Below are 12,812 nucleotides of genomic sequence, written 5' to 3' on the forward strand. Positions count from 1 at the left end.
CCCTGAGTGCCATATCCCCTGCCGCGACGGACGCGCTTGCGGAATGGCTGGCCTCGATCAAGGCATTGAACAGTGCCGCCGATAACACCATTGCCGCCTATCAAACCGATGTTCTGGGCTATCTGGCCTTCATAACGCAGCATTTTGGCGAAGAAACCGGCCTTGCCCCGTTGAAACGGGTGCAGGTGCGCGATGTTCGTGCCTGGATGGCACATGAACGCGGGCGCGGTGTGTCCGCGCGATCCTTGGCGCGATCCCTGTCTGCCGTGAAATCCTTTTACCGTTGGCTGGCCGAACGCGAAGGGTTCGATCCCACCGTGATCCTGTCTGCCCGCGCGCCGCGTTTTCAGAAAAAGCTACCCCGCCCGCTGGCCATCGACGCCGCAAAGACGCTGATCGACACGGTGGAAATGCAGTCGGGCAAGGAATGGGTCGCGGCCCGCGATGTGGCGGTGATCACCCTGCTGTATGGCTGCGGGTTGCGCATATCCGAGGCCCTTTCCCTGACCGGTACCGACGCCCCCCTACCCGAGGTGCTGCGCATCACCGGCAAGGGCAACAAGGAACGCATTGTGCCGGTGATTGACGCGGCACGCGTGGCCGTCAACCGCTACCTGCGCGCCTGCCCGCATCCGCTGGAACCGGACGCCCCGCTGTTTCGCGCCATCCGCGGCGGCCCCTTGCGCCCGCGTGCGATCCAGAAGGTGATGGAGGCCACCCGTCTGCAACTGGGCCTGCCCGCCACCGCCACCCCGCACGCCCTGCGCCATTCCTTTGCCACCCACCTGCTGGGCGCAGGCGGGGATTTGCGCGCCATTCAGGAATTGCTGGGCCATGCCTCGCTGTCGACCACGCAGGCCTATACTTCGGTCGATACCGCGCGGTTGATGGAAGTCTATGAAAAGGCGCATCCGAAGGCGCGGTAGCCCTATCATTGACGCAATGCCCCGCCCGCATTACCCTGCCCCTATGACCAAAACAAACGCAACATTCATCACATATTACCCGCGCCCTTCATAGGAGCAGCGGCCAAATCTGATGAAACAACCGCCGCTGGGGCGGTTTTGTTGTTTTTGCGCCCTTCGCGGTAACCCTGAAAGGTGCACCCTATGCCAATCCCGGACCCCACAATCGAGCCCGCGACCAAAGCCGACTTACCCGCCATTCTAGGCATGGCTCAAGCCCTCGCCGCGCATCATGATGACACCGCAGCCGTAACGCTGGCCACCTTAACCCGCGATATACTGGGAACGCCCGCGTGGGCACCCACTTTGGTGGCCCGTGCTGAATCCCGCCCCATTGGCTATGCCACCTTGTGTCCGCTGATCCAGTTGCAATGGGGCGTTCGGGGTATGGAGGTGCACCACCTGTTTGTGCTGCAAGATTGGCGCGGGCGCGGGATTGGGCAACGGTTGATCAAGGCCGCGATGAAAACCGCCGCTGATATAGGGTGCGTCTATATGACAGTTGGCACCCATCCTGATAACCACCCCGCACAACGGCTTTACCAAGCCGCAGGATTCACGCCCCTGCCCGATCGCGGCCCGCGATTCAGCATCCGCCTGAAAGGTCAGGAATCCCCGACCCAAGGCAGTTAACTATTTACAGCCCCCTGCTTTTTCGTCCATGACGGTTTTATGACCACACGTTTAAGCGCCATATTCGTCCACATGTTCACCGCCACCGGTGCGGTGTTGGCCATGTTGGCCATGCTGGCGGCGGTCGATCAGAAATGGGATTTGATGTTCCTGTGGCTGGTGGTTGCGTTTTTCGTGGACGGGATCGACGGGCCTCTGGCGCGCAAATTCGATGTGAAAACCAACGCGCCCGAAATCGACGGGGTTCTGCTGGATCTGATCATCGACTATCTGACCTATGTGTTCATCCCCGCCTTTGCCCTGTTCAAATCGGGCCTGCTGCCCAACTGGACCGGCTGGACGATCATCATCATCATCACCTTTGCCAGTGCTTTGTATTTCGCCGATACCCGTATGAAAACCAAGGATAATTCCTTTTCCGGCTTTCCGGGGTGCTGGAATATGGTGGTGCTGGTGCTGTTCGCGCTACAGCCGAATTACTGGCTGATGCTGGCATTGGTGGTGGGGCTGTCCATCACCATGTTCGTGCCGCTGAAGTTCGTGCACCCCGTGCGCACGGAACGCTGGCGCGGGGCAACCCTGCCGATGGCGCTGGCGTGGACATTTTTTGCCGGCTGGGCGGCGTGGGTCGATTTCCATCCCGAAAGCTGGGCACATTGGGGGCTGGTGGTGACCAGCATCTATCTGATTGGAGCAGGGATTTTGCAACAAATTATCCCGGCTAAATCCGCGTCAGCATAACGCCGGCCACGATCAAGGCCGCTGACAAGGCTTTGACCCGCCCCAGTCTTTCGCCAAACAGCAGCCAGCCGATCAGCACAGCAAACAGGATCGAGGTTTCGCGCAACGCCGCCACCAGTGCAATCGGCGCCTGCGTCATTGCCCAGACCGCAATCGCATAGGCCCCGTAAGAGGCCAGCGCCGCCACCGCGCCCAACCCCCATGACCGCCGGTTGGCGATGAAAACCTGACGACCGCGCAGCGCATAGGCCATGGGCACAAATCCCAGTACATCAAACACGAACAGCCACGCCACATACATCGCCGCATCCCCGGCCACCCGTGCACCCATGCCATCAACCAGCGAATAGGCCGCCGTGGCCATGGCCGAACACAGCGCCAGCGGCACCAGACGGCGGGATTCCCCGTCGGTGAACACGCCGCGAGCCATCATCAGAATGCCAACGCCCAGCAGGGCAATACCAAGGGTTTCATATCCGCTGATCACATCGGATAAAAACAACAGGCTGACCAGCATCACAATCATCGGTGCCGTGCCACGTGCGATAGGGTAGACGCGGCTAAGATCACCATGCTCATAGGCAAAGGCCAAAAAGAACTTATAGGCCGAATGCAACATCCCAGAGCCGATCACCCAGAACCAGACTTCGCCCTGTGGCAACCTTTGTGTCATAGCCACCACAACCCCCACCGCCCCCTCGATAATGGTCATGATCAGCATCGAAGTCAGCTTGTTGCCGCCGGTTTTGATCAGGGCATTCCATGTGGCGTGCAGCAGGGCTGCTCCCATAACGGTTAGGAAAACAAATGTACTCAAATCAGCAACCCGGCCGCCCCTTCATGGCGCAACAGTTGCACTTTCAGCTCGATTCCGGCCAAGCCACCGCCATCGCCGGAAAACCCGCCCAGACCATTTGCACCCAGCACGCGGTGACAGGGTATGATCAGCGGGATCGGGTTGCCGCCGCAGGCCTGTCCTATCGCCTGTGCAGGCGCGTTCAACTGTTTGGCAATATCGCCGTAGGTGACGGTTTCACCATATGGGATGGCCAGCATCGCATCGCAAACGGCTTGCTGGAATTCCGAGCCATTCACCCGCAAAGGCAGGTCGAATTCAGTGCGGGTGCTTGCGAAATATTCGCCGATCTGCGTGGCGGCACGGCGCAGCAACGGGGTGTCGTCGTCGCCCGTTGACCCGCCCCACATCGCAGCCGTGATTGCCCCGTTTTCTTCGGTCAGGGTCATCGGGCCGGTGGGGGTGTCTATGGTTGCAATGGGCATAGGCAACCCTTGCGCAAACGCGGGCCCTTCGCAAGGCCCGCGTTTGATTTGCTTTAGCTTAACGCCGCATCACAACGTCCGCAGACATCCGCATGGCTGTATTTGCCAACATCGGGCAGGATTTTCCAGCACCGCTGGCATTTCTGCCCTTCGGCGCGTTCAAACTCGACGCCCACGCCTTCAACTTCAGGCAAACGGAAGGCCGTATCCGAGATGGGATCATCGGTCAGACGTACGTCCGAGGTGATACAGACATCGGCAAAATCGACCGATTTCACCGCCGCCAGCATATCGGCATCGCGCACATGCACGGTCGGTGCCGCCTCGAGGCTTGCCCCGATCACCTTTTCCCGCCGCTGGATTTCAATCGCCCCGGTCACCACACGGCGCACGCGGCGGATGGCATCCCATTTGGCGGCCAGATCATCGTCTTGCCAATCCACGGGTGTTTCGGGGAAATCTTCCAGATGCACGGAATTATCATCACCTGCGTGACGTTCCAGCCAGACCTCTTCCATCGTGAAGGTCAGGATCGGCGCCAGCCATGTGGTCAATCGCTGATGCAGCATGTCCAGCACGGTCAGCGCCGCGCGCCGGTTCAGGCTGTCGCCATCGCAATAGAGCGCATCCTTGCGGATATCGAAATAGAACGCCGAAAGGTCCAGCGTGGCAAATTCGAACAGCGCACGGAACACGCCCTGAAAATCATAGGCGGCGTAACCTTCGCGCACGACCTTGTCCAACCCGACCAGACGATGCAGCACCCAGCGTTCCAGTTCGGGCATATCGGCGGAGGCCACGGCATTTTCGGGTTTGAATTCACCCAAAGACCCCAGCATGAACCGCATGGTATTGCGCAGGCGGCGATAGCTGTCGGCGACACCTTTCAGGATTTCCGGCCCGATCCGCTGATCTGCGGTGAAATCGACCTGCGCCACCCAAAGCCGCAGGATATCGGCGCCATATTGTTTGACCACGGTTTCCGGCACGATGGTATTGCCCAATGATTTGGACATCTTCATGCCCTTTTCATCCAGCGTAAACCCGTGCGTCAGCACCCCGCGATAAGGGGCATGACCGGTGGTGCCCACCGATTGCAGCAACGAGGAATGGAACCAGCCGCGATGCTGGTCGGTGCCTTCCAGATAGAGATCGGCAATGCCGTCGGGCGAGCCATCCTCGCGGTCCCGCAAAACGAAGGCGTGGGTCGAGCCCGAGTCAAACCACACGTCCAGAATATCGGTGACCAACTCCCATGTGTCGGCATCCGCCACACCCTCAAGGAACCGTTCGCGGGCCCCATCGGCAAACCACGCATCGGCCCCTTCGGCGCGAAACGCCTCGGCAATCCGTGCATTCACAGCCGGATCGCGCAGGATTTCGACCTGCCCCTGTCCGGCATCCCGAATGAAACAGGTCAGCGGCACGCCCCAGGCGCGTTGACGGCTCAGCACCCAGTCGGGGCGGTTTTCCATCATCGCAAACAGACGGTTGCGGCCCGATTGCGGGGTGAATTTAACGTGGTCGATTTCGGTCAGGGCCCGTTCACGGATGGTTTTACCGTTCTGGTCCATGCCGTCATTCAGATCCTTGTCGATTGCCACGAACCACTGCGGCGTATTGCGGAAAATGACAGGCGCCTTGGAGCGCCAGCTATGCGGATAGCTGTGCTTGATCCGGCCACGGGCTATCAGCGCGTTTGCCTCGACCAGTTTATTGATCACGGCGGTATTGGCCTTGCCTTCCTTGCCCTTGCGGTCAAACACCTGCAGACCGGCAAAGAAGGGCACGAATTCCTCGAACGCGGAATCCTCGTTGACGTTATGGGTCAACCGGTCGGTCCAGCCGCGTTTCACGAAGCATTCATAGTCATCCGCACCGTGGCTGGGGGCGGTGTGGACAAAGCCGGTACCGGTCTCGTCTGTGACGTGATCACCGTCGATCATCGGCACGCCCTCGGCATAATCCCAAAAGTCATCCAGATCGGCAAAGGGGTGTTTGCAGACCAGCGGCGCCAGTTCATCCGCCGTAACATCACGCAGGCGGGTAAATTTGGTGACGCGGGATTTCTCCAGCGTATCGGCGGCCAGCGTATCGGCCAGAACCAGCTTGTCCCCTGCGGCTGTCCAGCTTTCTTCCTGGGTGGCGTCCACCTGATACAGGCCATAGGCAATCTTGGGGTTATAGGCCACGGCCTTGTTCTGCGGGATGGTCCAGGGGGTGGTGGTCCAGATCACCGCCGCCGCCCCGTCCAGATCACCACTGGCATTGGTGAAATAGAATTTCACCCAGATCGTGTGGCTGGTATGGTCGTGATACTCTATCTCGGCCTCGGCCAGCGCGGTTTTTTCAACCGGCGACCACATCACAGGCTTGGAGCCGCGATAAAGCGAGCCGTTCATCACGAACTTCATGAATTCCTCGGCGATCACCGCTTCGGAGCTGTAATTCATCGTAAGGTAAGGATCATCCCAGTTGCCGGTCACGCCCAGCCGCTTGAATTCCTCGCGCTGGATATCGACCCAGCCTTCGGCGAACTTGCGGCACTCGCCGCGCAGCTCGTTAATTGGCACGTCGTCCTTGTTCTTGCCCTTGCTGCGATACTGCTCTTCGATCTTCCATTCGATCGGCAGACCGTGACAATCCCAACCGGGGATATAGCGCGCGTCTTTGCCCATCATTTGTTGCGAGCGCACAACCATATCCTTCAGGATCTTGTTTAACGCGTGACCGATGTGAAGATGGCCATTGGCATAGGGCGGGCCGTCATGCAGGGTGAACACGTCGCGGCCCTGCTTTTCGCGCAGGCGGTCGTAAACGCCAATCCGCGCCCAGCGTTCCAGCCAGCCGGGTTCGCGTTTGGGCAGACCGGCCCGCATCGGAAAATCGGTTTTAGGCAGATGCAGGGTGGATTTGTAATCGGGGGTTTCAGGGGTATCGGCGCACATTTGCGGCTTCCTTGGAATTGGGAATTCTATGGGATGAGGGCGGCGCGATCATATCAGACGCCTTTAACCCGGCGGCTCGTCAATACTCAGAGCGCCGGGCAGGTAATTCGTATAATGATCGCGAATATTCTATCCATAGCGCGCGTTATAGGGGGGGAATGCGCAATGGTCCAGTGCGCCGGCACCCCCTTGCGACAAACCGGTCCCTTTTGTTTTGCCAAAGTGCACCCTATCTATACGCCTATAACCATGAATAAAGGCCGATTATGAACACCATGCCCCCCCGTTTTCCGATCACCCCGGAACAGATCGAACTGGTCATGACCCATTTCTATGCCAATGTGCGCAAGGATCCGGTGCTGGGTCCAATCTTTAACGGCCATGTCAAAAACTGGCCCGAACACGAGGCCAAGATCGCCCGTTTCTGGCGCAATGCCATCCTGTTTGAACGCAGCTATGACGGCAATCCGATGATGGCGCATATGCGGGCCGGCGATGTGCGGGCCGATCATTTCGACGTCTGGCTGGCGCTGTTTGACAAGGTGCTTAACGAAAACCTGCCAAAGGAAACTGCGGCTGCGTGGTCGGCGCTGGTGCACCGCATCGGGCGCGGTTTGCGGATGGGGGTGCAGGACGTGCAGAAACCGGCGGACGAAGTGCCGACACTGGGCTAGGCGCTGTTTTCTTCAAAAGAAAACAGGACGAAATCTTTAAAAGATGGGGCGGCAACTGAAGTCAGCTTTCCGCCCCCTCGTCCTTTCCTTTGTCCCACTGCAAGGTCATCCGCCGGTTGACCCAGGCCAGCCCCGACAGGGACAGTCCCAGCCCAAGGAACGATGCCACCCGCGTCAATCCGGTCAGTCCCGACATATCGATCAGGAACACCTTGGCAATGGTCAATCCGATCCCCACCATCGCCGCCTTGCGGATCAGGTCAGAGCGTTTGCCGAAGGCGTAAAACAGCAACCCGACCGAGACCAGCAGCATGGCAATCGTATAGCTATACAGCTCGCCATCCGTTGTGCCCTGATAGGAAACGATCTTGTCTCCTTGCCAGAACCGCCTGATTTCCAGCCCCAGATAAAGCGCCGCCAGCGCCCCTGCGGCCACACCCAACAGGATGCGGAACCAGCGAAACAGGTGGTCAAACCGCAGCGCGACAAAGGCAAACAACAAGGCGGGCAAAAGATAGGCCAGCATCAGGGAATCAAACACAAACGGTCCGTTCACGTTTTCCGACCCCTCCAGCAACGGATTGGCAAATGTCAGGTTCGCCCCCAGTGCCATCAGCCCGACCACGCCAAACACAGCGGCCAGTCCCAACCGGACCCAGCGCATCCAGCCGCCGATTTTCAGCCGATACAGTTGATTGGCCGCCGAAATCAGCCAGATCAGGCCGAAGGCCGCAATCAGCGGGTTGGCATCACTAACATTGTCAAACCGGCGCAGCAACTCGACACTGGCAAATACGCCGATCAGGGTAAACACAGCGGATTCCATCACCACAATCGCCGCCATCCTTTGACGCGCCTGCAACAGATACCACGCCGCCGCAAACAGCAGGATCACTCCGCCATAGCCCAGCAGCACCTCTCCTTGAGGCGCACCATAGGCCCAGATCGGGCCGGGATCGACCACCAGCCGATACCCCGCAACCACCCCGCCAACCTGCACAAACACCGAAAGCAGCCGCAGGTTCAACTGGCGGTCAATCAGCGCCGCCAGCAGCACCATCACCGCAATTGCCAGTGTCAGCGCCACGCTGGACAACATCACCACCAGCGCGAATGTGATCATGGTCATCGCCGCCAGCGCAAAGATCGCCACCCGCCGCCGGTCCTGACCATCCGCTTTGGCGCAACGCAGGGCAAACAGCACCATCACGAAGGCCACAGCCATCCCGTGCCAGGCCCACAGCGCCTGCCCCAGCACCGGCACCGGCTGCCACATCGCATCCAGCGTGGCCACCGCCAAAGGCGCAAACAACGCCGCCCCGCCGGCCCAGACCAGCCGGTATTCCTTTGCCCGCATCCCGCGCCAGAAAATCAGCGCGGATCCGGCCAGCGCCAGTGCAACCAGCCATGAAACATCCCAGGGCGGCGAGGTTTCCGGCAGTCTGTCGCGCCCCGCTGCAAACAGACGATACAAATCGCCACGCCCTTCGCCTTGCGCTAACAAGGTGAACAGAAACGCCAGCGGCAGCAGCACAACCAGATCACGCAACGCAGGTGCGCCTTTGAACCAGATCACCGCGAGGCCCAGCAACACCATGGATGTGATAAGCGCCAGCCAGACATCAAAGGCCCCGCTGGCCTCCATAGCCACCGGCACCGTCATCAGAACCGCCGCCGCAAATCCGCCTGCCGCCACCCGTGTGGGAAACTCCGGCCAGCCCGCCCTGCCCCGCCGAAACAGCGATAGCGAAACCATCTGCCCTTCGTGTGCGGGCCAGAACCGCAATGGTGGCACTGCCGCCGACACAACAGCTGCAATCAGCGCAAAGCCCAGGAAATGTTCCCCGCCTGCCCCCATGTTGAAAATCATCGCCGCCCCGCCATAGGTAAAGATCAACGTCAGAGCCGACACCCACGCCCAGCGTTTGATCGCATCCACCAACATGCCCGCAACCAGGATCAGCGCGAAATAGTAATAGAACAGCCAGCCGTTTTCACTGCTGCCCCCCACCAGAAACGGTGCCGCCGTGGCACCCACAATGCCGACCATTGCCAGCAGCGGGCCGTAAAACCAGCCCAGCACCACCGCCAGTGCCGACACGGCGATCAGCCCGACCAAAGCCATCTCTGGCCCGACCAGCCCGTACATCTGCCGCGCAGCCAGCACACCGGCAAACAGCGCCACCAGCCCCGCGCCGGAAAAGGTCGAGGGCAGATAGGCCGCATGCCCGTCCTCGTCCCCTGCCCGCCTGCGGATCCATTCGCCCGCCGCGATCAGGGCAACGCCCAAAGCAAGCGCCCCCATCACTCGCCAGAACGGGGTCAGATAACCGTTTTCAATGCCGTATTGCACGAAAAATACCCCCGCAAGCGCCATCGAAAGCGCGGCAACGGCCAAAAACCAATTGGCCTGCAACCAGTCCATCAAGGCGGCTGTTTTATCGCGGTTGAACACAAAAGCGCGGGGCTGGGCGGGTTCCGAAGCCGGTTCGGGCCTGTCTGTTTTTGCAGGCTTCCAAGGGGTGCTTTTCGGGGCCACATCCTTGATTGTCACCGGCCCCTGTTCCGGCACATTTTCTGCAACAGGTTGTGGTTCCTCTGGTGGCACAGTCACAGCTTCGGGCCTCTCGCCGGCCTGCAACCCGTCCACACGGTGTTGCAGTTCCGTCATCTTTTTCTTCAGCTTCAGGTGACTGAACAGCAAGTAAAGCGCCAATAATAACGTCGGGACAACCAGTTCCAAAACGAACCCCCAATGAACAACAATTGCCCCAACCTACCCGCGCCCGAACAACCCCGCAAGCATCATCGAACACGTCCGCCGCGTCGCCCATTTCAACCACATCGGCCTCTTCCTGCAACTAGTCACCGATCCCGCGTAGGAACTGTTCAGGTCAGGCGTTTGGCTCGGGGGTATGGGAAAAGTCCATCCTGAACCGGCCCGAATCCAGCATCCGCGCCTTGCAATGTGTGAACGGCTCTTGACGATAATGTGGCAGGGTCTGAAGCTGCTTACAAAACGCCTGTATCTGCGCGCCGATCTGGTTGGCAATATCCGTATCCGGTCGCCCCGTACTGCCATCGTTCAAAACCCAGTAAATTTCAAACCCTGTCCCCGACGGGGATGGCGAACCTGAAAACACGATCTCGTTGGCGCCTTCAGGGAAGATAGACCAGAGCCGCTTGCCAATCTCGCGAAAAATCTTCTGGTCTTCGGTCAATAGATTTTCGTCATTGCGCCGTATGAAATGCCTCTTTTCGGCGCGTTTGAATTTGGCCACACAACGCTTCCAGACCTTTTTCGGGATACCTCCCGCCTCGGCCTCTTCCTGCGACAAATCACTGATCCCGCGCAGGATCAGACCGGGGGCGCTGTCTTCCTCGGGGATATTTGCGGATTCCATTTCAAAATTGGTCACATCGCGCAGGCGTATCTGAAAATGCGTAAACGGCTTGCCCTGAGCAGCGGACAGGGCTTGCAACCGCTGACACAGGTTTGCGATTTTATAAAGCACCTCGTCCGCGGCATCATCTTCGAACCAGTCCTCGGTTCCGTCCTTCAAAACCCAGTGCCCGTCCAGTGTCATCGCCGCAGGAAAGAACATGCCGGACAGGTAGATTTCGACGGCTTCATCCGGCATGATGCCCGCCAGCAAGCGACCGATCTCCTGAAAGATCTGCTGATCCTCGGTCGGCTCGGCCTGTACCACCTGATCCTGTGCGCCCGTCCCATCAATCGCATCATCCAGAACCGGATGATCTGTGCTTTGGGCTATCCTCTGCCCGTCGCCGAATTTGGCCACATGGCTTTCCCAATCTTCGCGGGTGATATAGTGTGCTTTGGCCTCTTCCCAAGTCAGATCACTGACCCGACGCATGTAGAGCTCCATGGCTTCATCCTCCTTGGGGATATTGGCAAACTCTATCTTGAATTCCCCCGAATCCGTCAAATGCCCTTCGCAATGTGTAAATGGTGAGCGTTTGAAACGCGGCAGGGATTGAAGCTGTGCACAAAGATCCATTATTTTATTACTAACATCATTGTATACATCATCGAATCCAAACCAGTCTTTGCGGCCGTCCTTTCGGATCCAATAATCCGTGTAACTGGTAACTCCGGGATAAATCTTTGCCTGGAAAATGAATTCTTTTGCTTCATCCGGCATGGTTAACTTAATCTGGTCACGGATTTGGTTGTAGATTTGTTGTTCGTCCGGCATTTCATTGTCCCGTTGCTGTAGGGAACCTCTAAAAATCCCCCAAAATCCGGCCTGACGGGGTAGAATCGTCATCAGGATGAAAATGATTCGACCGACGGGGTTTTGTCATGGGTCAGATGGGATTTTTTGATCTTTCCAGCCGATACGCGGGACTGGACAAATCTGGTGATCCGCTGGTGTTGCTCAACGACATGGTGCCGTTCGAGGATTACCGGGACGAGCTGAAGGCCATATGGCGCACGCCGCCCGAACAGCGCAAATCCAACGCTGGCCGCCCGCCTTGGGATGAGGTGCTGATATTCAAGACGATGGTTTTGCAGCAGCTCTACAACCTCTCTGACGATCAGATCGAGTATCAGATCCGCGACCGCCTGTCGTTCATGCGGTTTCTCGGCCTTGGCATTGAAGACAGCGTACCTGACGCCAAGACCATCTGGGCCTACCGTGAAAGGCTGGCCGGGGCCGGGAAGATGAAGGAGCTGTTTGACAAGTTCGATGCCTTTCTGCGCGAAAAGGGCTATCTGGCGATGGGCGGGCAGATTGTTGATGCGAGCATCGTTCCGGCGCCGCGCCAGCACAACAAAAGGGACGAGAACGAGAAAATCAAGGCGGGCGAAACGCCTGAAGAGTGGGAGGAAAAACCCCACAAGAAGCGCCAGAAGGACGTGGATGCGCGCTGGACGAAGAAGCACGGCAAGAGCTATTACGGCTACAAGAACCACATCAATGTCGACCGGCGGCACAAATTCATCCGCGCTTATGATGTCACCGATGCCGCCGTGCATGACAGCCAGGCGCTTGCCGGTCTGATTGATGCGAGCAACACCTCATCGGACCTGTGGGCCGACAGCGCCTATCGCTCGCAAAAGATCGAAAGCGAGCTGGAAGAGCGGGGGCTTCACAGCCATATCCATCACAAGGGCAGGCGCGGCAAGCCGCTTGGCGAGCGCCAGCAAAAGGCCAACCGGAGGCGCTCGAAAGTGCGGGTCCGGGTCGAGCATGTATTCGCTTTTCAGGAGCGCTCCATGGGCGGCAAGCTGATCCGCTCCATCGGCCTGAAGCGGGCGCGATTTCGCATCGGGATGATGAACCTGGTCTACAACATGAAGCGCTTCGTCCAGTTCGAATGCGGCCTGGCGGCGCCGGGATAAGGGTTCATGGGGTGAGGTGTGCCTGAAATACCCAAAACCGGCTTGAAACCGGTGAAAATGGGTTTATGATCCGAAGCAATCAGGCGGGACAGGCGAAAAACCGTCCACCCCGCCGCGAAGAAGGCGAAAACGGGAATTTACAGAGGTTCCCTGTATTATGAATTATTTCACGTCTCGGCTGGCCACCATCCACCCGATA

At 58.7% G+C, this 12,812-nt stretch carries 10 protein-coding genes; 5 read left to right on the top strand and 5 right to left on the bottom strand.

Going from position 1 to position 12,812, the window contains the following annotated elements:
- Window positions 1-2: 2 nt before the first annotated feature.
- The 3 genes from ACQY4M_RS10685 to ACQY4M_RS10695 all read left to right on the top strand — a co-directional run bounded on the left by ACQY4M_RS10685 (window position 3) and on the right by ACQY4M_RS10695 (window position 2,339).
- Window positions 3-926 (top strand): tyrosine recombinase XerC, encoded by a 924-nt coding sequence (locus tag ACQY4M_RS10685; RefSeq protein WP_428544488.1) that lies wholly within the window; start codon window positions 3-5, stop codon window positions 924-926.
- Between the two features lie 183 nt (window positions 927-1,109).
- Window positions 1,110-1,598 (top strand): N-acetyltransferase family protein, encoded by a 489-nt coding sequence (locus ACQY4M_RS10690; RefSeq protein ID WP_428543800.1) that lies wholly within the window; start codon window positions 1,110-1,112, stop codon window positions 1,596-1,598.
- Window positions 1,599-1,637: 39 nt separating this feature from the next.
- The gene (locus tag ACQY4M_RS10695) at window positions 1,638-2,339 is read left to right on the top strand and encodes a CDP-alcohol phosphatidyltransferase family protein (RefSeq protein WP_428543802.1); all 702 of its coding nucleotides are present in this window, start codon (window positions 1,638-1,640) and stop codon (window positions 2,337-2,339) included.
- Here the strand turns inward: ACQY4M_RS10695 and ACQY4M_RS10700 are convergent.
- Genes ACQY4M_RS10700 through ileS form a run of 3 tightly spaced genes read right to left on the bottom strand, consistent with a single transcriptional unit; the run spans window position 2,320 to window position 6,568 of the window.
- Window positions 2,320-3,156, bottom strand: a complete 837-nt coding sequence (locus tag ACQY4M_RS10700) for an EamA family transporter (protein ID WP_428543804.1) — start codon at window positions 3,154-3,156, stop codon at window positions 2,320-2,322. The two genes, ACQY4M_RS10695 and ACQY4M_RS10700, sit on opposite strands and share 20 nt — an antisense overlap.
- Window positions 3,153-3,620, bottom strand: coding sequence for a methylated-DNA--[protein]-cysteine S-methyltransferase (locus tag ACQY4M_RS10705; protein ID WP_428543806.1), 468 nt, complete (start codon window positions 3,618-3,620; stop codon window positions 3,153-3,155). The genes ACQY4M_RS10700 and ACQY4M_RS10705 overlap by 4 nt, the downstream gene beginning before the upstream one ends.
- A gap of 53 nt (window positions 3,621-3,673) precedes the next feature.
- Entirely contained in the window at window positions 3,674-6,568 is a 2,895-nt protein-coding gene (gene ileS, locus ACQY4M_RS10710) for an isoleucine--tRNA ligase (RefSeq protein WP_428543808.1), read from the bottom strand.
- A 266-nt stretch (window positions 6,569-6,834) separates the two neighbouring features.
- Here ileS and ACQY4M_RS10715 point away from each other — a divergent pair, with 266 nt between their 5' ends.
- Window positions 6,835-7,242 carry a group III truncated hemoglobin gene (locus tag ACQY4M_RS10715; RefSeq protein ID WP_428543810.1) on the top strand — a complete coding sequence of 136 codons (408 nt, stop codon included), beginning with the start codon at window positions 6,835-6,837 and terminating at the stop codon, window positions 7,240-7,242.
- A gap of 61 nt (window positions 7,243-7,303) precedes the next feature.
- Here the strand turns inward: ACQY4M_RS10715 and ACQY4M_RS10720 are convergent, their stop codons facing one another.
- Complete coding sequence (locus tag ACQY4M_RS10720) at window positions 7,304-9,985, bottom strand: DUF2339 domain-containing protein (protein WP_428543812.1); 2,682 nt, start codon at window positions 9,983-9,985, stop codon at window positions 7,304-7,306.
- Between the two features lie 151 nt (window positions 9,986-10,136).
- Entirely contained in the window at window positions 10,137-11,462 is a 1,326-nt protein-coding gene (locus ACQY4M_RS10725; protein ID WP_428543814.1) for a hypothetical protein, read from the bottom strand.
- A 107-nt stretch (window positions 11,463-11,569) separates the two neighbouring features.
- Here ACQY4M_RS10725 and ACQY4M_RS10730 point away from each other — a divergent pair, with 107 nt between their 5' ends.
- Window positions 11,570-12,613 carry an IS5 family transposase gene (locus ACQY4M_RS10730; protein ID WP_428539227.1) on the top strand — a complete coding sequence of 348 codons (1,044 nt, stop codon included), beginning with the start codon at window positions 11,570-11,572 and terminating at the stop codon, window positions 12,611-12,613.
- The last annotated feature ends 199 nt before the right edge of the window (window positions 12,614-12,812 follow it).

This window comes from Profundibacter sp. (assembly GCF_965277155.1).
GTDB lineage: Bacteria > Pseudomonadota > Alphaproteobacteria > Rhodobacterales > Rhodobacteraceae > Profundibacter.

Coding starts and splice junctions, on each gene's coding strand:
- ACQY4M_RS10690 (WP_428543800.1), top strand. CDS start 1,110: ATGCCAATCCCGGACCCCACAATCGAGCCCGCGACCAAAGCCGACTTA.
- ACQY4M_RS10695 (WP_428543802.1), top strand. CDS start 1,638: ATGACCACACGTTTAAGCGCCATATTCGTCCACATGTTCACCGCCACC.
- ACQY4M_RS10705 (WP_428543806.1), bottom strand. CDS start 3,620: ATGCCCATTGCAACCATAGACACCCCCACCGGCCCGATGACCCTGACC.
- ileS (WP_428543808.1), bottom strand. CDS start 6,568: ATGTGCGCCGATACCCCTGAAACCCCCGATTACAAATCCACCCTGCAT.
- ACQY4M_RS10715 (WP_428543810.1), top strand. CDS start 6,835: ATGAACACCATGCCCCCCCGTTTTCCGATCACCCCGGAACAGATCGAA.
- ACQY4M_RS10725 (WP_428543814.1), bottom strand. CDS start 11,462: ATGCCGGACGAACAACAAATCTACAACCAAATCCGTGACCAGATTAAG.
- ACQY4M_RS10730 (WP_428539227.1), top strand. CDS start 11,570: ATGGGTCAGATGGGATTTTTTGATCTTTCCAGCCGATACGCGGGACTG.